The organism is Deltaproteobacteria bacterium (assembly GCA_019309045.1).
Lineage (GTDB): Bacteria > Desulfobacterota > Syntrophobacteria > BM002 > BM002 > JAFDGZ01.
This window is the reverse complement of record JAFDGZ010000029.1, coordinates 12,709-34,183: the sequence shown is the minus strand read 5'-3', so window position 1 is coordinate 34,183 and position 21,475 is coordinate 12,709. Positions and strand designations below refer to the sequence as shown.

General features: G+C 51.2%; 22 protein-coding genes and 1 tRNA gene. 10 read left to right on the top strand and 13 right to left on the bottom strand.

Annotated features, from left to right (window positions below; all coding sequences use genetic code 11):
- Positions 1 to 312 (bottom strand): methyltransferase domain-containing protein (locus tag JRI89_08210; GenBank protein MBW2071223.1); only part of this gene is annotated, 312 nt, incomplete at its 3' end.
- Positions 254 to 775 carry a hypothetical protein gene (locus JRI89_08205; protein MBW2071222.1) on the bottom strand — a complete coding sequence of 174 codons (522 nt, stop codon included), beginning with the start codon at positions 773 to 775 and terminating at the stop codon, positions 254 to 256. The genes JRI89_08205 and JRI89_08210, both read right to left, overlap by 59 nt.
- A 392-nt stretch (positions 776 to 1,167) precedes the next feature.
- On the opposite strand from JRI89_08205, the gene JRI89_08200 reads away from it, so the two are divergent.
- The 5 genes from JRI89_08200 to JRI89_08180 all read left to right on the top strand — a co-directional run bounded on the left by JRI89_08200 (position 1,168) and on the right by JRI89_08180 (position 5,262).
- On the top strand, positions 1,168 to 1,581 hold the full coding sequence (locus JRI89_08200) for a hypothetical protein (GenBank protein ID MBW2071221.1): 414 nt from the start codon (positions 1,168 to 1,170) through the stop codon (positions 1,579 to 1,581).
- Between the two features lie 261 nt (positions 1,582 to 1,842).
- The gene (locus tag JRI89_08195) at positions 1,843 to 2,868 is read left to right on the top strand and encodes a U32 family peptidase (protein ID MBW2071220.1); all 1,026 of its coding nucleotides are present in this window, start codon (positions 1,843 to 1,845) and stop codon (positions 2,866 to 2,868) included.
- A gap of 16 nt (positions 2,869 to 2,884) precedes the next feature.
- On the top strand, positions 2,885 to 3,520 hold the full coding sequence (locus JRI89_08190; GenBank protein ID MBW2071219.1) for a histidine phosphatase family protein: 636 nt from the start codon (positions 2,885 to 2,887) through the stop codon (positions 3,518 to 3,520).
- 389 nt (positions 3,521 to 3,909) lie between these two features.
- Positions 3,910 to 4,518 (top strand): sigma-70 family RNA polymerase sigma factor, encoded by a 609-nt coding sequence (locus JRI89_08185; protein ID MBW2071218.1) that lies wholly within the window; start codon positions 3,910 to 3,912, stop codon positions 4,516 to 4,518.
- 3 nt (positions 4,519 to 4,521) lie between these two features.
- Positions 4,522 to 5,262 carry a zf-HC2 domain-containing protein gene (locus JRI89_08180; protein MBW2071217.1) on the top strand — a complete coding sequence of 247 codons (741 nt, stop codon included), beginning with the start codon at positions 4,522 to 4,524 and terminating at the stop codon, positions 5,260 to 5,262.
- Between the two features lie 42 nt (positions 5,263 to 5,304).
- Here JRI89_08180 and cysK read toward each other — a convergent pair whose 3' ends face one another.
- Positions 5,305 to 7,617, bottom strand: a complete 2,313-nt coding sequence (gene cysK / locus JRI89_08175) for a cysteine synthase A (GenBank protein ID MBW2071216.1) — start codon at positions 7,615 to 7,617, stop codon at positions 5,305 to 5,307.
- Between the two features lie 380 nt (positions 7,618 to 7,997).
- On the opposite strand from cysK, the gene JRI89_08170 reads away from it, so the two are divergent.
- Positions 7,998 to 8,234: a hypothetical protein gene (locus JRI89_08170; GenBank protein ID MBW2071215.1), complete on the top strand. Its 237-nt coding sequence runs from the start codon at positions 7,998 to 8,000 to the stop codon at positions 8,232 to 8,234.
- A 42-nt stretch (positions 8,235 to 8,276) separates the two neighbouring features.
- Here the strand turns inward: JRI89_08170 and JRI89_08165 are convergent, their stop codons facing one another.
- The 3 genes from JRI89_08165 to JRI89_08155 form a co-directional block, all read right to left on the bottom strand.
- A complete protein-coding gene (locus JRI89_08165) occupies positions 8,277 to 8,801 on the bottom strand; it encodes a gamma carbonic anhydrase family protein (protein ID MBW2071214.1) in 525 nt (174 codons plus the stop codon).
- 283 nt (positions 8,802 to 9,084) lie between these two features.
- Entirely contained in the window at positions 9,085 to 10,596 is a 1,512-nt protein-coding gene (gene thrC, locus JRI89_08160) for a threonine synthase (GenBank protein MBW2071213.1), read from the bottom strand.
- A 32-nt stretch (positions 10,597 to 10,628) separates the two neighbouring features.
- A complete protein-coding gene (locus tag JRI89_08155; protein ID MBW2071212.1) occupies positions 10,629 to 11,123 on the bottom strand; it encodes a hypothetical protein in 495 nt (164 codons plus the stop codon).
- 367 nt (positions 11,124 to 11,490) lie between these two features.
- On the opposite strand from JRI89_08155, the gene JRI89_08150 reads away from it, so the two are divergent.
- Positions 11,491 to 11,883 (top strand): cyclic nucleotide-binding domain-containing protein, encoded by a 393-nt coding sequence (locus JRI89_08150; GenBank protein MBW2071211.1) that lies wholly within the window; start codon positions 11,491 to 11,493, stop codon positions 11,881 to 11,883.
- 9 nt (positions 11,884 to 11,892) lie between these two features.
- The gene (locus JRI89_08145) at positions 11,893 to 12,864 is read left to right on the top strand and encodes a queuosine salvage family protein (GenBank protein MBW2071210.1); all 972 of its coding nucleotides are present in this window, start codon (positions 11,893 to 11,895) and stop codon (positions 12,862 to 12,864) included.
- A gap of 424 nt (positions 12,865 to 13,288) precedes the next feature.
- Here JRI89_08145 and JRI89_08140 read toward each other — a convergent pair whose 3' ends face one another.
- Positions 13,289 to 13,966, bottom strand: a complete 678-nt coding sequence (locus JRI89_08140; GenBank protein ID MBW2071209.1) for an FHA domain-containing protein — start codon at positions 13,964 to 13,966, stop codon at positions 13,289 to 13,291.
- A gap of 286 nt (positions 13,967 to 14,252) precedes the next feature.
- Positions 14,253 to 14,777 carry a hypothetical protein gene (locus JRI89_08135; protein ID MBW2071208.1) on the bottom strand — a complete coding sequence of 175 codons (525 nt, stop codon included), beginning with the start codon at positions 14,775 to 14,777 and terminating at the stop codon, positions 14,253 to 14,255.
- A 460-nt stretch (positions 14,778 to 15,237) separates the two neighbouring features.
- Here JRI89_08135 and JRI89_08130 point away from each other — a divergent pair, with 460 nt between their 5' ends.
- On the top strand, positions 15,238 to 15,855 hold the full coding sequence (locus tag JRI89_08130; protein MBW2071207.1) for an O-methyltransferase: 618 nt from the start codon (positions 15,238 to 15,240) through the stop codon (positions 15,853 to 15,855).
- 106 nt (positions 15,856 to 15,961) lie between these two features.
- Here the strand turns inward: JRI89_08130 and JRI89_08125 are convergent, their stop codons facing one another.
- The 4 genes from JRI89_08125 to JRI89_08110 all read right to left on the bottom strand — a co-directional run bounded on the left by JRI89_08125 (position 15,962) and on the right by JRI89_08110 (position 20,177).
- Positions 15,962 to 16,879 carry a tetratricopeptide repeat protein gene (locus tag JRI89_08125; protein MBW2071206.1) on the bottom strand — a complete coding sequence of 306 codons (918 nt, stop codon included), beginning with the start codon at positions 16,877 to 16,879 and terminating at the stop codon, positions 15,962 to 15,964.
- 155 nt (positions 16,880 to 17,034) lie between these two features.
- Positions 17,035 to 17,559, bottom strand: coding sequence for a hypothetical protein (locus JRI89_08120; GenBank protein ID MBW2071205.1), 525 nt, complete (start codon positions 17,557 to 17,559; stop codon positions 17,035 to 17,037).
- 89 nt (positions 17,560 to 17,648) lie between these two features.
- Positions 17,649 to 19,025: a sigma-54-dependent Fis family transcriptional regulator gene (locus JRI89_08115; protein MBW2071204.1), complete on the bottom strand. Its 1,377-nt coding sequence runs from the start codon at positions 19,023 to 19,025 to the stop codon at positions 17,649 to 17,651.
- 786 nt (positions 19,026 to 19,811) lie between these two features.
- Positions 19,812 to 20,177, bottom strand: coding sequence for a PilZ domain-containing protein (locus JRI89_08110; protein MBW2071203.1), 366 nt, complete (start codon positions 20,175 to 20,177; stop codon positions 19,812 to 19,814).
- A gap of 473 nt (positions 20,178 to 20,650) precedes the next feature.
- Here JRI89_08110 and JRI89_08105 point away from each other — a divergent pair, with 473 nt between their 5' ends.
- Positions 20,651 to 21,340: a cytidylate kinase-like family protein gene (locus JRI89_08105; GenBank protein MBW2071202.1), complete on the top strand. Its 690-nt coding sequence runs from the start codon at positions 20,651 to 20,653 to the stop codon at positions 21,338 to 21,340.
- Between the two features lie 39 nt (positions 21,341 to 21,379).
- Here the strand turns inward: JRI89_08105 and JRI89_08100 are convergent.
- Positions 21,380 to 21,456 (bottom strand) — tRNA-Met (locus JRI89_08100).
- Positions 21,457 to 21,475: the final 19 nt, after the last annotated feature.

Below are 21,475 nucleotides of genomic sequence, written 5' to 3'. Positions count from 1 at the left end.
CACGTGATCTCGAATGAGAATCCTGCCGCCAGGCAGGAGAGCTCGGTGCACCTTGCGGTAGAGTTCCAGGTTCTGCTTCGGACTGTTTTGATGGATTATTGCCGACAGCAATGCCAGGTCGCACCCGCTCGGCAATTCATCTTCGTAAAAGTCGCCAGCAACAAGCTCAACTCTTGGCAGCAATTTTTCTTTGGCAAGTCTATCTTTCGCCATGGGAATAACTTCTGGAAGGTCGAATAGAACGGCTGTCATTTCAGGATTCTTTTGCAAGAAAGCGATGGTGTATGTTCCAGTAGCCCCGCCTACATCCAGGAGTCAGATCATAAGATTCAGCAATTTCTCTGGAAAGCCTGCGGCCAACCACGTGCATGGCCCCAATGAACGCGGCCAAACTCTCCTGGTCTCTCTCACGAATCGACTTTCTCCTGGGATTCTTTCCCAGCCGGACTGTTTCAGTAAGACCACTCCAGCTCTGCCACATTCCCTTCAGATGCAGTACCATGGGCAACTCGGTCTCTGGATGATCAGCAGACAAAATGTTCCCCTTTTCACTGGTCCTGTACTTTCCATTCTCCTTGTAGAGAAGCTCGAAAGTTACCAGGCAGTCCAACAGACGGGTCAAACCTCTCTTATCGCATTTGCATTCTTCTAGCAGTTCATCCACTGTAGCTGGCTGCCGCGCCAGACGAGTAAAAATGTCCAGCTCAGCGGCAGATAAAATTATCCTGCTTTTCAGGAATCCCCTTACCTCTGCCAAGACTACGCCTTCGACCATTATTGTCTCTCCTTTGCCAAACTTACTTGCTCTCTTGATACTGCCTGCTGGTGTCGCCTACTCTTCGATACCCAGTATCTAAACACATGCTTGCAATTTAGGCAAAAGCTTAGTAGAAAATCGACGTATTGCTTATTGGCAACCTCGGGACCAGGACGGCAGCTTCCAGCAATTTGCCTCGAGGTGAGAAATGGCGGCTGCCTTTTGGGCACAGAATCTGATATTGCCTCACCTGCCCCACTGCTGACCAGCGAGATTCAATCTGGGGAATCTGCCCAAAGGATCTTTCTCTGGCCAATTATAGGCAAAAGGGTGCATCATTGGCAGCTGGCCTGCAGTGCCTGCTCCATCTGGGTTTATTAGTATGACAATGCAAAAAAAAGGAGGAGCTCATGAGTATGCATCAGTGCAGAGCATGTGTGGTTTATTGTATGGATTTTCGTCTGCATCCACCGCTGGCCAATTTCATGAAGGAACAGAAGCTCGATATTGACGGTACTGACATTATCAGGGTTGCCGGAGCAGCAAGAAGCCTGGTGCGGCCCAAAGATGACAGGGATCGTCAGTTCCTGCTCGAGCAGCTCCAGGTTTCCTACAAACTTCACCAGGCAAGACAATTTTACCTTGTCAACCATGAAGACTGCGGTGCTTATGGTCCAGAAAATGTAAAAGACAGCGAAGAAGAGCTGGCTATGCATTCAAAGGACCTTCGTGCAGCCCGGGCCGTCGTACAAGATCATTTTCCAGAAGTAGAAATCCTCACCTACTTTATGCGTCTCGATGGCAGGGCAGAATTGATCGATTGAACCGGTTCAGGCAGCACCGTTTGAGACGGCTTCGACTCCGGATAGGCTGGCTACGGTGGGCACGAAAATGCAGCAGCCAAGGTGATAAGGAGGGACAGCGACTGAAAAAACTTTTGACACTACCGCAAAGATTGCATACAATTTCACAATAAAGGCTGTAAGCGATTGCTTTTCAGCGGCAAGTGATTAATTTTGTTTTATAGGGGCTTGTGCTCCAGTTATTGTGATAGAAAATTTTGTTGGTTCAGGAGGATCCTAACCATGAACGAACTACTCGCCCCAGGCGGTAGCCTCGAAATGGTCGAGGAAGTGTTCGCCAAAGGCGCCGATGCCGTCTACGTTGGCGCCAAGGGGTTTAGCCGGAGAAAGTGTGCCTGGGAGCTGGAAGACAGTCAGATCAAGGAAGCTGTTGACATCGGCAGCCGGTATGGCGGCAAAGTTCGAGTAGCAGTAAATGCAGAAGTGCCTGAAGCAAAATTCCTGCGAGTGCTGAGCAAAGCAGCAAAATGGGCGCGCTGGGGTGTCGAGGGTGTAATTATCAAGACGCCTAAGCTCATGGAGCTGATCAAGCAAAACTATCCGGAACTCATCATCCACGCTAGTGTAGGCTGCAACATCCAGACAAAGGAAGAACTGGCTTTTTATCATCGGGCAGGCGCCACGCAGGTTGTGGCCAGCACCGAAATCAATACGGTCGAGAAGCTGCAGCGTTTCAAGAAAGACGCCGATGCAGAGGGCATGCTTACTGAAGTCCTCATTCATGGCAATCGCTGTATAGGTGGGGTGGGAAACTGTCTCTTTCACGAAATCATAAGCGACTCTTACCGGAAAAAAGTCTACAGAGACGAAGAAGGCAACGAAATTGTCGAATATGAGGGCTGGCCAGACATGAGCGGCAGCTGCTTCCGCTTCTGTCTCCTCAGCGAGGCCCAGCGGCAAAAACTTATGCTTCGCAAGGGCAAGACCCGGGATGAAATTGCTGCCGTAAATGAGAGAATCAGGAAAAACCCCAATGTCGCCTTTGCCATTATGGGGGATGAGTTTCGGCAGTATCTGGCCTTGGGCCTGCAAACTCTCAAAGTGCAGGGCCGCGAGTATCCTGTAAGGCTCATCGGCCAAATGATCAAATGCTACCGGAGCCTCATTGACGGTTATCTGGCTGGCAAAGATCCAGCTGATGCAGAGATGGCCGCTGTTGAAAAAGAATTGCAGACAATTGTTAGAGAACGCGACCGGGCACGAATGGAAAAGACTAGAGAACTGCATCGCCAGATTAGAGGACTTTGATTGAGGAGACGGCAAAATGACCAAACTCTATCTGGTCCGTCACGGCCAGACCGCCTGGAACAAGGAGGAAATATTTCGAGGTCGGGCAGACATTCCCCTGGACGACACAGGGAAGAAAGAGGTGCATCTGGCCGGAGAAGCTCTCAAGGACGAGGCTTTGCATGCTGTATATAGCAGTCCCCTGTCGCGTTCAATGGAGACAGCAGAAAACATTGCCAAATTCCACGACCTCTCTGTAACGCCTCTCGAGGCAATAATTGACATCAGTTATGGCCAGTGGGAAGGCGTCAGCAACCAGGAAGTACAGAAGAAATATCCAGACCTGTACAAAATGTGGCTGGAGGAGCCTCACAAAGTCCGCTTTCCTGGCGGCGAGAGCCTGGACGAGGTCCGCAGTCGAACCATGAAGGCCATTGAAGAATTGCTTGCAAGGCATGCTGAGGAGAACATTGTCCTGGTTGCCCACCGGGTGCCCAATAAAGTAATTTGCTGCGCTCTGATCGGAATCGACAACAGCAATTTCTGGCGAATTCAACAGGACACTGCCTGCACTAATCTGTTTATCTTCAAGAACAACCAGTGGATCATCTCCTTTCTGAACGACACTTCCTATCTCAAGGCGCTTGGTAAACAGCCCCTTGCTGATTTCTAGTCAACACAGCCACTAGCAACCGCGGGTACTCCGTGACAGCCGCTTTATGAGCAGTTTGGCAAGATAGTTGAGTTCTAGAACACCAGGAGAACCGCAATGGGCAGACGCCCACTGCGCCGCAGAGTTGGAGAAAGCTAGCCAGTGAGCAGAGCAGTTCCCTGGCGAACGCCATCTGGCAGCACACTAATACTCACCTTCCTGGAGGCAGCATCAACGCTGAACGATTTGCCGTGGAGATTGCTTGCAAACACCACGCACCGCACACAAGCAGAATTGTGGCAAAAAGAAAAGTTCTGCCCTTGAAATGGTCTTCTATTTGCAGGACTTTTTTTGCTGGCGAACTTTTTCAGCCGGCTGTTGTCTAACACTAACAAATGGACGCGATACCATTGGCTGAACCTGGCCCAAAAGCTCTAGCAAGAGACGAAAAAGCCCTTGTCAGTCGTTGTCGGCGGGGCGACAGGGAAGCATTCACCCGTTTGATGCAGCGATATGAAAGGCAAATATACAACTTCGTCTATCGGATGCTCGGCAATGAACAGGAGGCGGAGGATCTTACTCAGGATGTTTTCGTGGCTGCTTTCCGAGGGATATCTAGCTTTCGCGGTGCCTCACGCTTTTCTACCTGGCTCTACCGAATAGCCCTGAATCAGACCAGAAATCGAATCAAATATCTGTCGCGAAGACAACTCTTGAGACGTGACTATGAGAGAGTCAACCCGGACAACCCTTATTCTCAGGACTCAGTGGAACAGCTAATAGACACGAGACCAACCCCTGAACAGATGGCTGTGGCCAGAAATCTGGCATGGCAGGTTCAGGATTGTCTCAATCAACTACCAGAGCAATTTCGAGAAATTCTTGTTCTGAGAGATGTCCAAGGTTTTTCTTACGAGGAACTGTGTAGCATGCTTTCACTCAATTTAGGCACGGTGAAGTCGCGTTTGCACCGAGCAAGAATTGCCCTGCAGGAATGTTTGGCAACAAGGTTAGGATAATCTATGGAATGCAAGGATTGCCAGTCCAGATTTTCAGATTTACTCGATAGCCTGGTAACCACTGAAGAGCGTCAGGCCTTAGAGTCTCATCTGAAGAGATGTTTGCCCTGCTACCGCAAATGGAATTCATTCCACAAGAGTGTATCCGCCTTGCGGGGACTGCCTTCCCTCGATCCCCCTGAACATATGAGTGCCATGGTGGCGGCCAGGGTGGCAAACAGATCATACGGGCAGAAAGCAAAACTTGCTGGCTATCAGCGTTGGCTCGCCTTTGGTATGAGTATCGCCGCTCTCCTGCTGATTTCTGTTCTGGGATGGCAAGCCAGGTTTGCCATATTTCCAGGTCTCACGGAGGCCAATCTGGACAGGAAAGCACTGGTGGCTGAAGCACCTCTCTCCAATACTGTAACCATGACAGCTCCGGATCGCAATTTCGCCAACACTGCCGAGGGAAGAGTCGTGGTACTGCAGGTGAAGGATTTATCTAAGGCCCATGCTGAACTTGCTTCACTGCTGCAGTCGTTCGCTGCTGTAGATATCCACGACAGTGCCCGAATGCTGCAGGTGCGTCCCAGGGCAGCTCGCCTTATTCAGCTCAGAGTGCCAAGTCAACGCTATCCTCTGCTGGTTCGGGAACTCGTCAAGATCGGCGAAGTGGATCCGAGGGAATTGAGCCCGCGGCAGCTGATCATGCAAAAGCCTCAAGTTTCTCTTCGCATCGTGGTGGTCACCACTGACAAGTAGTGTTGCTGCGTCCTTTGTGGTACCCCTGCCCAGCTTTCCTTACTATGTCGAAGGAGTAGTGCGGCGCCACTGAGGTCCCCGAGGAGTATCAATCAATTCTATGCCTTTCTCTTTGAGAAGCTGCCGAAGCCTGTCTGCTTCCTGCCAGTTCTTTTTCTTCCTGGCCGCCTCGCGGGCAGCAATCAGCTCGAGAGACTCTGCATCCAATTCGAGATCCTCAAATCTCATAATGTTCAGAATGGCGTCGAGGCGGCGCATGGCACCAATGGCAGAACTCTTCTGTTCCTCGTTGACCACCCCCCTGGTCAGCAACGGATTCATAGCTCGAATGAATCTGAATACAGCAGCCAGAGCGGAAGAGGTATTGAGGTCTTCACTCATTGCCTCGGCCAAACTCTGCTCTACCTGGTAGACGAGTTGATCCACCTCTTCTGCTGCCTCTCCCGGCCCAGTGTGTTGCAAGCGCATGAGAAACTCATCCAACCTGGCAAGACTTCGAGAGGCCTCTGCCAATCTCTCCTCGCTGAAATGCAGGGGTTTCCGGTAGTGCGTGGTAAGAAACCAGTAACGAATCTGCCTGCCGCTGAACCCCTTGTTCAGCAACTGCTCAACTGTGGTCCCATGCTGGCTCTCTTCAGCTAATTTCCCCTGCGGAAAAATCACCCGCTCACAGTGGAGATAGTAATTGGCCAGAGGTTTGCCGCTGACGGCTTTGGCAAGGGCGATCTCATTTTCATTGTGGGGAAAGAGGAAATCCAGACTGCTTGTATGAATGTCCACTGTTTCGCCAAGATACTTTCTGGCCAGAGTCACAGTTTCCAGGTGAAGGGTGGGCAGCACACTACCCCAGGAGGTCTTTATGTAGATTCCTTTTTTCAACTCCGCCAGAGTAGCTCGTCGCAAAAGGGTGAAATCTCGTGGGTTGATCTTTTCATAAGCGTCCAGATCTACCGTCATCCCCAACCTGACTTTCCTGATATCTACCCGGGACAACCTGCCATAATCTGAAAACTTCGAAATGTCAAAGTAGACAGACCGCAGTTTTTCATAGGCGTACCCCTTCTCCAGCAGCGCCCGGCTCATATTGATCATCTCTTCCAGATGTTCGCTGCTGCGGGGATAATGGCTGGCCTTTTTAACTCCCAGAGCATCCATGGCCTGCAACCACTTGTCCAGGAGATGAGAGGCACCATATTCGCCACTTCCCGGGGGCCCTTGCAAGCAGCGCTCATCCATGTCTGAGACGTTGATCACCTGATTCACTTCAAAACCCTTGTATTCCAGGTAGCGGCGAAGCAGGTCGGTTACGACGAAACGACGACACTCACTGAGGTCAGCAGCCCCGCTCATGGATGGACCGGTAGTGAATATGGAAATCTTGCCCTCCGTCTGCGGCTTCAGTTCCTCCTTTTGCCTGGTTATTGTGTTATAAAGACGGATGTCAGGTTCGAGTAATTCGGTAAAAAGATTGGTGCTCAGGTAGCGCTCACCCCCGTCCGGCAGGATGGCAACAATGGTGCCGGCCTGCAGTCTCTGGGCTATTCTTACTGCCGCGGCCATGGCGGCACCCGCACTCATACCAGCAAAAATTCCCTCCTCCTTCGCCAGCTTTCGCGCCGTTTCAAAAGCTTCTTCGTCCTCGACGTGCATTACCTCGTCAAGTATGGTCTTATCAAAAATACCAGGAACATACGATTCCTTCATGTTCTTGAGCCCCTGAATCTTGTGCCCCATGTAAGGTTCCACGGCCACCACCCTCACCCTGTCGCTATACTCTTTGAGCCGCCTTGCCACGCCCATTGCTGTGCCTGTGGTTCCCAGCGCCACCACCACGTGGCTGACCTCGCCCTTTGTCTGCTCCCAGATCTCCCGGCCAGTTCCATGATAGTGGGCTTGCCAATTTGCTTCATTGTTGAACTGGTCCGGCATAAAGTAGCGCTGTGGATATTGACGCACGAGTTCATACACCTTCTCAATTGCCCCGTCAGTTCCGAGAGCACCAGGGGTGAGCATAATTTCAGCCCCCAGCGCCTTGAGAATCTTTTGCCGCTCTTGACTGGCAGTCTCGGGCATGGCCAGAGTAATGCGATAGCCCTTCACCGCAGCGACCATAGCGAGGCCAATGCCTGTATTGCCGCTGGTGGCCTCTATAATAATTTTGTCCGGGGTTAGCAGGCCCTCTTTTTCCGCTGCCTCAATCATGTACAAGGCAATACGATCTTTTACAGAACCGCCCGGGTTTTGCATCTCTAGTTTGGCATAAATTGTCACTTTACGGCTGTTGAAAAGGCGATTGATTCTCACGAGGGGCGTGTTGCCGATGAGTTCGAGGATGCTGCCATATGTATCACTCATTGTTTATTCCCACATGTGGTTGCCAGTGCAATTGATGAACATCTAGTTGCTGCAATAGAAAAGAGCTGGAAATACCGCACCATACTAGATAACCACCCAATTTTCAAGGATGTCGACCACGCGATTTTCCCCATTTTCCGCTATGTTGGCAAACACGACAGAGCAGCAAGCATGAGCTGTTTGTCTTGCCAGGCAAGATTGCGGCGCCGTTGTGGGTTCCAACACTCTGATTACTCATAGCATCTCTTCACCCCACTTGACCTGGCGGCTTCTCCTGGCTAGTATTGCAGTAAATTATTGCTTCTCCGCATTGCAGGGACTTCCATCATCCTCAACCCCAGCGAGACGAAAATATGTTGATGGACCAGGAAATTTTCAGAATGAATCTTTCAGTGGAAGCAACTTCAGCCTATATCCTTATCTGCTCTCTTGCTGAAGAAGGGGCTCCAGTCAGTCTCGAGAAGGTAGGATCCTTTTGGAACGGCGACCAGAAGCAGCTGACTGCAGCTCTGCACGAGCTTGCCTCGTACCGCATTATTAGCGAGTCATGTAACGATGATCTCGTCTTTCACTACCTGCCGAATCCGGCAAATCTCTGGCAGCGCACTTGCTCCTGAGGCAGAGTCTGAGGCGCACTCTGCGGAATGCCATGTTTGGCTCTACGCCCCGCTGCCATGTTCCTTTCGATAGATTTTGGCCAGTTCCACATAGTGTTCAGCTGCGTAGCGGGCTCTTTGCAATTCCTTTTCAGACACTTCTCGGCGGGGGCGCGCTGGAACACCCATAGCAAGGGTGCCTGCCGGAATCATGCTGCCCTCTGCAACCACAGAACCAGCAGCAACAATGGCCTCAGAACCTATCTGACATCCATCTAGCAGTACTGCACCCATGCCAATGAGACAACCGTCACCAACAGTGCAGCCGTGCACAATAGCTCGGTGCCCCACAGTTATACCGTGGCCCATAACAAGCGGGTAGGTGCCGCCAGTGACATGAAGTACGCACAGGTCCTGAATGTTCGTTCTGGTGCCAATGCGAATATAATGCACATCCGCTCGCACCACAGTGCCAAACCAGATGCTCGAGTCCCTGCCAATTACTACATCTCCAACGATTGCTGCTCCAGGAGCAACATACACGCTGGGATCGATCTGCGGCTGCATACCCTGGTACGAAAGATTCATCTATTTATACCCTCGGGCCCGCCTAACCTGTGTACTGACCGGGTGTCGACTGCCTAGCATGGAGCCAACAGGCGGCCGGGGCAGCAGCTGCGCTGCCCATCTCTTCAGGCCGCTGCCTGCATCGCTTTCTTGCCGCAGCCGTCACCGCTTGCCGATGCGCACTCCGTAATTGTGGCCAATAACCGACAACCAGAAGAAAGCAACACGGGCAAAAATCTTCGCCTGCCTACATTTTGCCAATATGTAGACCCGTAATTGATAACCCGCAACTCGCACACTGAGTTCAGCCTGCGCTCTTTTCCTCCAGCCCGAGCTTCCGGGCAATTTCCAGGGCAGTAGCCTCTACGAAGCGTTGAAATTCCCCGGGCTCCAAAGGACGTCCAGCTCGAGGAAAACGCTGAATCCCTGGCGCAGTGACAAGCTGGGGTGTATTTTGCAGTTCTCTCTTGCTGCTGATCTCATAGGCGGGGTCCAAACTTCCTGCAAAATATCTCTCCTGAAACTCTGCAAACTTCAGGGCATGAGCGGTGGCATCCAGTACAGCGATCTCCCTCGAGTCGACCAAGCCAGCGGCCCTGGCTCGGCGAAGCCCCGCCAGACATTCCCCCCCCTGGGTACAGGCAATGTGCCCATTGCGGTTGGCAGTAAGCTGCCAGTCCATGATCTCCTGTTCACTTACCTGAACCACAAAAACAGCTGCTCCTTTGCTCAGCTCTTCATACCTTTCTACCAGACGGATTACCCTGGGCATGGAAACCGGATTGCCAATCATGGCAGCCTGAGCCACACTGGGGCGGACAGTTACCGGACGAAACACTCTCTTGTCCGGATCTGACTCTAGGTAGTACCTGTATACCGGGTCCGCATGCTCTGATTGCACCCCTATTATTTTAGGCAGGGTGTCAATGATGCCAAGATCAAACAGCTTGATGAAGCCTCCGAGCACCGCCGTGATATTTCCGGCGTTGCCGATGGGTACTACCACCACCTTCTCGGCAAGATCATAATCAAAATCCTGAGCAATCTCAAAGGAATAGGATTCCTGACCAAGTATACGCCAGGCATTTTTCGAATTGAGGAGCGCCACCTGGTAGTGCTCCGCCAGGTATTCCACAACTTTCATGCAGTCATCAAAAACTCCCGGAATCTCGAATACCCGAGCACCACTGCCGAGAGGCTGCGATAGTTGCTGTGGGGTGACTTTACCTGCAGGCAGCAGCACCGCTGACTTGACCAGTCCACTGAGATAAGACGAGTAAAGAGCAGCAGCAGCTGAGGTGTCGCCTGTTGAGGCGCAGACAGCAAGCACTTCACTCAGACCTCGAGTGCGTATGAGGTGGTTGAGATAACTGAGAGCACAGGCCATGCCGCGGTCCTTGAACGAGGCACTGGGATTCTGACCGTCGTTCTTGAAGTAAAAATCCATACCGAGCCACTGCCTCAATGGATTATTAGCCTGCACCAGTGGTGTGTGGCCTTCACCTAAATAGATAACGTCTTCAGCAGGTATAACCGGGGCAATCAATTCGTGATAGAGAAATATCCCCTTTAGCGCCGGGATGTTCAGCATTCTGCGATAGTCGAACAGCCGCTGCCACAATTGTCCGGGAACCTCCTTGAGGCTGTGCCACTGGCGATCCTCGAGCAACAGCACACTGCCGCATTCTGGACAGGTGTAGAGCAGCTCTTGAATATTGAATGAACAACTGCAGTCCAGGCAGCGATATATGAGGTCACCTTTGTACTTGGGCAGCAGGTAGGGTTTTATATCATCAGGAAATTCAGCAAAACGCATAATTTTGGACCTGTTCCTTTTTTAAATTGTCCTCAGTCAGCAAGAGAGTTTTTCTCCAGTGCCAGTCTCTGTCGATGTATTTCTGCCAGAGCAAAGCGCCGCATGGCCTCAGCCCTCGGCGACAGGAAGACGCTGAATTGCCGTCTGTAGTCAGTCAAGTTCATGCCCACGAGATGAGGGTTCTCTCTCCTTAGCCTACAAGCCAGATCATACTGGTCGCGATCGCCCTCCACATTTCCCTTGAAAACTTTCAACCTTGCCAGTTCCATGGCCACATCGTACTCACGGTCATATTCGGCATCACCTTTCGTCCAGTAGCCAAACCGCGGCTTGTCAGTGATTATGCCTTGAAGCTTCATGCGGGCGTCCTCAGTCAAAGCATCCTGGTGAGCTGCAAGCAAAGCTTCAGCCGTCTCCTGAAAGTCGGCCTCCCGTATATTGCATTCCAGCTCCATGAGAGCATCGCCGGATAGCCCAGCATTCTTTGTGGCAGATGTTGATCCTCTGGTCATCTTTGCTGTTGTCATAGTACTCTACCTCGCCTACTCTTTTTCTAACATCGCTATCAGCAGCCAGTCTTAACTCGGCAGTTTCATTATTCGCAGTTATTAATCGGCTGCCATTCGTATGTCAAGAACGTGAAGGCACTGATCTGTAATCTTAGTATATTTCCCAAAAACAGCTGCTGTATGTCATTCATTGCGGTCTCGCTGCATAAAATACACTGGCCGAATTCCAGAGCCTTCTATTGAACAGACCTGGATTTTCATTTATTTTACTGCACTGGAGACTATGTTATACTGCCAGGAAATCAAGTAGAAGCCAAGCCCTGGCTCTCTCAGGATACTCGACTCTGGACTCCAGGCTGCCAGCAACCTGGATGACTTGCAAACAATGACGACACCTATAGACCTTGTATATGTCCGCGACGAGGAATCGTACTCTGACGGCGAGGTTATTTTTGAGGAGGGCGGCTTCAGCGATTGGCTCTACATAATTCTGGAAGGCCAGGTGAAAATTACCAAGAACACCCCCAAGGGCCAGGTAACCACAGCGAGGTTGCGACAAGGAGATTTTCTAGGAGAGATCGAATTTCTCGACCCTGGCAAACAGCCCAGGGCCGCTACTGCAACAGCTATTGGTGAAGTGCGACTGGGAGTCATGGATCGAGACAAACTCCAGCGTGAATACGAGTCCCTTTCGCCAGCCTTCCGCAAGATCATCAGAAGCCTCGCCAGGAGGAGTCGTCGGACTGCCCTGATCGCTGCCAGACTTGCCATCTCGTGAGGAATTCCTTTGCCCCACCTGCCAGTGCTGCCGTCCACACTGAAAGTAGTTGCCCAGAGTAGACTCGTACAGACCGGTGTAGAAAGAGTACAGCATTTCGTTGCAGACCGGCCTCTATTGAAGATCCCCCCGCTGCAGCCTGGTCCTCCACCTTATCATTACTACGATGGCACCGCCGTCACCGCCCAGTGGCTTTTTGTCCTCGACACTCTGAACCATTGCTTCTGGCCCCGGAAAGGAAAACAACTATGGGAGATCGAATACCAGAACAGGCGGCTCTCAGGCTACTGGGCCCTTGCGGCCAGTTTGAAACGAGCCATGGAAGAGGGTATCACGATCCACAGGGCAACTACACTTGTCAATTTGGATCGGCAGACCCTGCAGCATGTGTTTCGAGGCCGCGGGGAAATTCCCCTCCTGGACGCCCGCCTGGAAAATCTGCAGCAGGCTGGCCGTATCCTCATAGAACGGTTTCAGGGGAATTTTGTTCACCTTATCGAGGAAGCCGCCCGCTCTGCCGTGGCCCTCACGCTTCTGCTGGTCCAGCATTTCCCAAGCTTCAATGACGTAGCCGCCTACCGTGACAACAGAGTATACTTCTATAAACGAGCCCAGCTGCTGGCTCTAGACCTCTGGTCTACCTTTTCTGGAGAGTTCCCGGGTCAATTTGCTGACCTCGACCAGTTGACCGCCTTTGCCGACTATAAACTCCCGCAGGTGCTGAGGCATCTCCACCTCATAGAATACACCCCAGAACTGGCAGCAAAGGTAGACAACCTTGTGCCCATCAGTCCAGGGAGCGAGGCGGAAGTGGAAATACGGGCTGCCACAATCTGGGTAGTTGAATGGCTTCGTAGAGAACTCGCCTCCAGGGGCCACAAGGTAATCTCTGCCCAAATAGACAATTGGCTCTGGCATCTGGGCCAGCAACAGAGGTTTCGGCAGCGTCCCTACCATAGAACGCTGACAATCTTTTACTGATAGCCAATGGGAGATTCTTTAAGCTGCTATCAGCCATTCTAACAGTATTAGAGAAGGTGCGCTTTAAAATTTGCCTTTGAAAAAGGAAGATTAAGGAGGAGCTAACAGGGCTAGTATCCACCATCACGGCAACCGTTTCGAGGACAGCCGCTTTGGGGCAGGCACAAACTCCCCAAGGCAAGAAATAGGAACCCCTATCGGCCAATAAAGACCGATAGGGGCAAGGGGCACCAAGGGAGATTGGCATCTCCCTTATGGAGCAATCTATAACATCACCAGAAAATGGTCAAGAAATTTTTCCCGAATGAACTCTTCCGTTCCGCTGTCGGCAGTGAAATCGGCGCCGGCAACTTCCGGCCGCGTGGCATGTTACTGCTGCTGTGCACTAAGGTATAGGTTGGAGAGCACGAATTTTTACTTTGATTCAGGCGAGCCGCTGCAGGAGTTCACAGAAAGCTGCAGCAGAAAAAAAACTCATCCTTGTCTCTGGTCCGAAGGCAATCTCATCTTCGTCTTCGAGGGTGGTCTTTACTGAAGGCATCACTCTCTGGCCATTTACAAAAGTGCCGTTAGTAGAATTCATATCAACTACCTGGAAGCTGTCTCGCCCAGGTATCCTGGCAAAATAGGCGTGTAATTTGGAAACCATTTTGTTCAACAAGACCACATCATTCTTCTGCGACCTGCCAACAAAAATCAAGTGTTCAGGAGAATTCGTTTCTCTTTTCTCTACTGGAATGACCCTTGCCTCGAGAAGCCGATCCGCTGCTACCCCTGAACTTTTCAAGCCAATCTTACCGCTCACCTCTCCTATAACCGTCTTTAACAGTGACAGGCTGCTCTTGCTAGACAGCCCCCGGTAGTTTTCCAGCAAGACTGGGCAGGGATGCAAGGCAAGAAACTGCTTCGGCCCAAGCACTTTCAGGCTATTCAGGTAGTCGATAGCTTTGTCCTGATACACTTCCTCCATGCCATCCTCCCCTGGAGCTACCAGCCCGAGGTTCTGCTGCTGACACTGAAAAAGAAAAAGCACGATTCGTGCCAAAGTTGCCAGTCTGGCAGTACAGCAGAATGGTCTGCCGAGTATACCATTATTTGCCATCAACCGATACTGCTAACTGATAGCGCTTGATGGCAAAATGAGAGTGGACCCCTTTCACTGGCCGATTGCTGGCGGCTAACCTTAAGGCTGAGCCATCGGCCAGTACTACAATGGCGCCATTGCTTGCCGAAATAGATAACAACACAGGACAACGCAGGCTAAAGCCTGCGGCTACCAACTCGTTGCCGTGCCTCCAATCCCCTGTCACGCCTGGTCGACGATATTGCTTAACAGGTGCACTTTCATCTTGCCATCAACCGATAGCTGACAACAGTTGTTAGCAAGATCAATGGATAAACTTGGGAGAAATATCGGTGAGCGGCTCGATGCCCTCACGCTTCAGCAAGGCGGCATCTCGCTTGCTGCGTGTACGAATCCACCGTTCATATACTCGCAGCAGGTCAATGGATCCGCTCGTACGTCCCGCCTCACTCACCTCAGCCACAACATCCACCAGATCCATAAACCGTTCAGCAAGTTCAGTATAGAGCTCTTCAAGCCCTGTGGACCTGCTAGTGCCGCCCAGCATCTGGCAAAGGCGTTTATAGGATATGGTACCCAGGCTAGTGTAATAATCGAGGTCCAGCAGACCCCTCTTGAAACTGTCTGAAAAGTATCCAGACCTGAAAAGCGTCACGTCTCCTATGAATTTCAGAATCTTGGTCTGCTGTACCAGGTCGTAGCCTGGACTCTCCAGCAAGAGTTCAGCGTAGGACCTTTCCTCGCCTACGGTGGGAGCTTTTCTCATCTTCTCTGTTCTAGCAAAGGTGGTCAGCAGATTGACTAGGTAGAATTCGGTATGTTCACTCACCTGAAGCCTCAACTTCTCTACAGCTGACTCTACCGCTTCCTTGAAATATTCCATCAAACTTATTTGAGCTGCGGACCTCACTGCTGTCAGCCTCCCATCAGTCAGGTCTTTGCCTGGTTAGCATCAGCCAAACTGGTCTGCTAACAATATGTTTTTATTCATATTATATATCATTTCCGCTAGAGAACCAAACGGCAATTTGCTGCCTCATTTCATTTTTTCCTGACAACGTATGACTGACGAACATTATTGCTGTTCCCTGTATATGCAGTTCACAAATCATGCCATTTTGGAAAAATGGTTATCCTTTCTTGGGGAAAATGGCCTGATGAAGTTCTGGTTTATTTCAGAAGGCAAGCCATCCCGGGAAAATTCCACTGTTTACGGTTGCCAATTGCAGCGCATTTGGCTAGCATGCACACAAAAACGCCCAACTCCTGTAGATGCAGGTAGTGCGCCCATGACAAAGACTCTTGGCCAATTGCAGAAGTACTTCAGCCAGTTTGTCCCGGACAGAGACGCCCTTCTCGGCCAGTTGGAAGAAGAGGCAGGGCAACAAGGCATCCCCATAATAGGACCGGTGATGGGAGAATTACTCGCTATTCTCGTCTGCTCTACCGGTGCTAGAGCTATTGTCGAGCTGGGAACTGCCACGGGCTATTCGGCCATCTATCTGGCCAAGGCATGTCGTAGTTATGGTGGACAAGTCCTTACTATCGAACGAGACCCGGCCATGGCCGCCCGCGCAGAGGCCAACTTCGAAGCGGCTGGTTTAACTGACAGCGTAGAGGTAAAGGTTGGGGAGGCATCCAATATAATGGCAGGTTTGGCTCCGAGCTTCGACCTCGTCTTTATGGACATTGACAAGCAGGATTACGCTGAGGTACTCCCTCATTGCCACCGCCTGCTCAGACCTGGAGGTCTGTTGATTGCGGACAATGTCTCCTTTGAAGGCGCCCGGGGCTTCAACGAAACAATATCATCTCAGAATCAATGGAGGGCGGTACACCTGCTGTGCTTCCTTCCCGGACATTCTCCGGAAAACGATGGTATCTCATTGGCCATAAGGGTGGAATGACAAAGCCGCTTGCCAGAGATGCCATCTCATACATTCCAGCAAGCACTGACGGCCGTTTCAACAGGTCTTGATTTTCTCTCCACAAGGGCAGCCGCTCTTCAGAAAATCAATAAACCTGATCTGGGGCTGTGACAGCCTTCGACAACCTTTTGATGATCTCTCGACCCTGTATGGCATCTTCATTGTCAGGGTCCAGCTCCACTGCCCTGTGCAGGTCTGCGCGGGCCCCCTGAAAGTCCTGCAACTTCGCTCTGGCCAGACCCCGGTTGTAGTAGGCATCGGCAAAGCAAGGATCCAGTCCAATTGCCAGCTCATAGTCCTGGATGGCGCCAAGGTAGTCTATTTGCTTGAATTTTATACTGCCGCGGTTGTTGTAGGGCTTGGCATACTCAGGATTGAGGCGAATGGCCAGGTTGTAGTCTTCCATTGCTGCCTCGAGCTGCCCTGCTTTTTCTTTTGCATAGCCGCGGCTGTTTATTACGCAGGCCAGCAGCCCAATAGCAGGAAACTCGCGAAATCTGTCTGTGTCAATGAGACAATTGAAGCCCAGAGGGTCGGTATTGTCGATGTTGATAACAGAGTTGTCAACGCTGAGACGGTTCATGATGTGCGAGTCACTCACCATTACGGTGAGTTCAAGTCCTTCTCGGCAGGCTAGCACGGTAAACAGGGAAGTGAGCCCCACACATGATCCCACAGTAACCTGGAGATTGGAGTCGAGCTGGGCGTCCACTACATGGGTGAGTAAATAGCTGTCGTTACATCTCTTTGGTTTGCTCAACCACAGGTAATCGAACAGCAGCCTGGTCCGGGCTATCTGGGACGACTCTCTGTTTGGCTGGGCAGTAGGCCAACGCCGTGCTAGTTTTCTTTGAAAGTTTTGCTGTACAGCGCCAATCTTTTCTTCATACTCCGCAAACTGCTCATCCCTTGTCAAACCGCTGATCACCAGAAGACCGTATTCGAGATCCACCTCCCTGCCCATTTCTACTTGTTTGACAACTGTCTCCTCCAACCTCTTCACTTTTCTTCAACTCCCTTGCGGAATTCGATGGCAGCTCTTGCCAAAGGTTGCGAAGCCGCACTGGCCAGCCGGAGAACAGCAATAAACCCGCAACCGACCATCCCCAGGTCGAGACTATCTTTGCTTGGTATGAGCAGGTCGGCAAACATGCCAACTCAACGGTTCCCCACACTCTCTGGGCTTTTAAGGGCCACGTTGATCCTCCCCAGGGAGTGAGCCGCAGCCTTGTGCCACTCCGCGGGAAGTTCTTCCTTGGCATTCCACGCAAACAGTAAAGGCAGTTTAAGCGATTCGCTATGATTCCCCTGTTCATCGCGAACCGCAATCTTCACTTCCAATCGGTCGCCCACCAGATTTGCATCCATAGGGGTGGGTAAAGATAGGTAGCCCACAACTATGTCACATCCCGCCACCGCAACAGGGGTAAAACTTACCGGATAGGGACCAACACCTGGCTGCCAGATATCAGTTATGATGTAGCTCATATCACAGTCTGCATCCCAGATTTTCAAGAACACTTTCCAGATGCGGCCGGGCCTGATCTCTTTCTCGGCATAATAGCCAAGGATTTGTGGCGGCACGCCTTTTGGATTGAGGACTGTTTCTCCTGGTCTTCTCAATGGTAGACATCCCAGGAGTACGGTGGCAAAAAGCAGCGGCAGTACTATCTTGGTTCGCATGGTCAGTTCTCTCTTCGCTCGCCTGCAGCATGGTGGCATCAGCAGACAGTCGCCAGTAAGCACCATTTACAGGTCACAGGGACAGCCTCTCAAAAATCTTTTATTTTTTTCCTGCGATATCGGTAGCGATAGTAGGTCATACCCAGAAGTCGAGCAGCTTTTGTCTCATTGCCGCCTGCTCTTTCATAGGCCTCCTTCATATAATGACGTTCCAGGGCCTGCAGGTCTATGCCATTCTCAGGCAAAGGTGGAAATTGCCCAGCATCTCCTTCTTCTTGCAGCAGACCGCCTGATGCCCCACTCTTGATCCCCAGATCCTCAATCGACAACTCAGAACCCTCACCGATCAGCACACCCCGCTCCACTACGTTTCGCAATTCCCGGACATTGCCTTTCCAGACATGTTCCCGCAAGCCCTTTTCGGCCTCTCTCGTGAAGCCTCTAAAACTCTTGTCATGCTTCTGGTTGAATTCTGCCAAAAAATGCTTCGCTATGGGGACGATATCTTCCCGACGCTCATTGAGGGAGGGAATTTCCAGTTTGATTACTGCAAGGCGATAGTAGAGATCCCTCCTGAACAGCCCTTCTTCGGTCATGGTCTCGAGGTCTTTGTTGGTTGCTGACACAACCCGGGTGCGAATGTGCAGTTTTTTGGTTCCCCCTACCCGGTAATATTCCCCTTCCTCGAGAAAACGCAGCAGTTTGGCCTGTGCTTCAATACTCAAGTCCCCCACTTCATCGAGAAACAGGGTGCCTGATGCAGCCTGTTCCACCAACCCCTGCTTGCCCGAGGTGTGAGCGCCTGTAAAAGCGCCCTTTTCATAACCAAAAAGTTCGCTCTCTATCAATTCTCTTGGTATGGCTGAGCAGTTCAGCGTAATGAAAGGACCGTTGAAGTGTGGGCTCTTGTAGTGAATCGCATTGGCAATCAACTCCTTGCCTGTGCCTGTTTCGCCGACAATGAGCACCGGGGTATATTGTGCCCTGGCCACCTTGTCCACAACCTGCATGACCCCTTGAATAGCGTTGCTTTCACCAATAAAGCATGGAACGTTTTCCCGGAGGTAGGTTTCCTGCAGGGCCTGTACTTCTTTTCTCAGTCTTATCTTTTCGAAGGCGTTCTGGATGCTCATGTCCAGGGCATCCATATTGATGGGCTTGCTGATGTAGTCGTAAGCCCCTAACTTCATAGCTGCCACAGCAGTCTGCAAATCGCCCGATGCTGTCATCATGACAACAACTGTCTGTGGCTGTATATTTCTGACCTCTCTGAGTACCTCGATGCCGTTGATATCTGGCAGCATAACATCGAGCAGCAATAGATCTGGAGGGTGCTGCCGTATTGCCTTCAGCCCGGTGGTGGCATTGGCAAAGGATCGCACTCTATATCTCGTCAGCAATCCAGTTTCCAGGATATCTCGCAGATCGTCATCATCTTCGATAATGTAAATTTCCTGTGAAGTAATCACTGCTGTACCTTTCTGCCATCTGTGTCACCGCTGTGGGAGTGCCAATTCCATCCATGAACCCTACAGGTAAATTGGAAGTCATGTCAAGATTGCTCCTAGCAACAATTTCTCTGTTTTTCGGGCCGCGATAATAGTATCGCGCTTTGGCTGGCTAGATCCTGCTGCTTTGCATGACCCGGCAAAGAGGTCTCTGGTCCAGCCATGCACCTAATGACGGCGATGAGCCTGGCTGTGTTACATGCAGCACTGACGATTGGGGCCCATAACAGAAAACCAGCCACTCTGGCACTGCCGCATCAATCCTGATCACACCCAGTAGGGGAATCAACACTGTCGACTATTGGGTAGCAGCGCCCCTCACCATACAGGAAAGAGGGTTTCCTGGTAATTAAGATATGTCAATCCAGGGATATGGCCTGGCTGTTTGGCACACCTTCTGCAATATCACTCTGTAAAGATACCAATGCAGGGCAGGCCAATTTATCGTTCACCTTGTGCAGGGAGTGCGTCATGGCAATTGATAGAAGCCCTTGCCTGAAATGTGACAGGGCTGACAAGCCTAAAGCGGCATGTGCAGGATCCTGTGAGAAGCTCGATAAGTTCAAGGAGGAATTGCCCTATTTTTCATTGTGGCGGGGAGACCCAAGCGAATACTCCATCCCGGGCATTGAGAGGGCACCCATACACCAGTATTCCGATTGAGGCGAATATTTCTCAGAGCACACCTGGAGCTCTCTGCAAATTTCATCATTGCTGCCACGACAAAAATTGGCAGCCATGCACCTATTTTTGTCTCTCTTGAAGCAATCGCAAGACACAATCCTCTAGCAAACTGCGCTCCGGTTGGCCGAGATCCAGGAACTTGATGCCAGCAGTAAAAAGAGTTCTCGACTCGGAGTCGCTGTCATAGTGAAACTGGCACCAGACAACCTCCCCCTTCATGCTCAGGGTACGTCTTTTTTCCGGCAAGAGAAAATCTACTTCCAGTTTTTCCCGAGTAGCCAACGGATGGTTGATACCGATGCCAATGCCGCCTGTGCTCAGATTGGCAGCCTCCCCCCACATTTCATCTATTCCACCGAGACCGCACCGTACAAGAAAAGATACCGGCACCCTGGGACTTTGCCGTTTGTTGGGTGATGCATTCATACAGAGGCGCCCTTTCGGATGGAGCTTTTGGCCCTTGCTTGGTCGGTGCCCAATGTGAAAGAAATTCTTACACGGATAGCTGATGTGCGGGAATAATTTGATAGCAATAATGTACTTAATTTGCCATACTTTTACAACAGCAAAATTGATTGGTGGCTGCCATAATATATCAAGCATCAGTTTCTAAGAAGAGCTTTCAGACAAGTTTCCCTGGATGCTTGCTATATCACAGCAACCCAAATTTCATACTCGGGTGACGGCTTCTCATCTTCTGCTTTCCTGTGGAGAAAAGTCATTACCCAAGTTTTGACGTATCCCTGGCTGCTATGGTAAAAATAATCTCACGATTCAACAGAAGTTATGCAGATGCATCCTTGGCGGAAGCAAAGGAAGGAATAGCGTCTGCTAAGTGTCAGGAGGGTCTGCCGATTCCCACCATGACGCCTATTCCCACATAACGAAAGGAATCTTCCGTGGCAGTAATCACAATCTCTCGCAAGTATGCCTCCGGGGGGAGAAAACTGGGGAAGCTTCTCTCCAAGAACCTCAACTACGCATACGTGGACAAGTCTCATTTTCAACTGGTGGCTGAGAGGTTTCACGCCAAAGGAAAAAATTGGCAACCAGCCGAAGAACATAGCGGCCACACCGTGTCTGACATATTCTTCAAGTTCTTCAGCGGGCTCCACATTGAACGCATTGCCGCCTATGACAAGACTCTGGTGAAAGATCAGCAGTATCAGGAATCACTCAGAGATCTCTTGCTGGCAGTGGCAGAAAAGGACAATGTGGTAATCGTAGGACGGGCGGCTCACTTCTTCCTGCAGGATGTACCTGACTGCCTGCACGTCCGCTTGGCCGCCTCTTTTGAGTGGCGCCGAAACTACGCCCACCATACTCTCGGCATCCTCCCTTCCCGGGTGGCCAGGATTCTCGAGGCCAAAGACAGAAATCACGAGTGGTTCCTGCGGACGATTTGCGGTAAGAAATTCGGTGAACCGCAGCTGTTTCACCTGACTTTGAGTATGGACCTCATTGATCTGGAAAAAGCTGCTGCATTTCTGGCAATCTCTATACAATACCTGCTTGATAGCAACACTTCCGGCGGCATGCAACCCTGCCAGGTGACCAAGGCAGTCAAAGCAGCTGAAGATTTAAAATAAAAAAGGGCTTGCGGCTTCCCGCAAGTCCCTGATCTTGCCTGGTAGCGGGGGCAGGATTTGAACCTGCGACCTTCGGGTTATGAGCCCGACGAGCTACCGAACTGCTCCACCCCGCGTCAGCTGTTACTGATCATT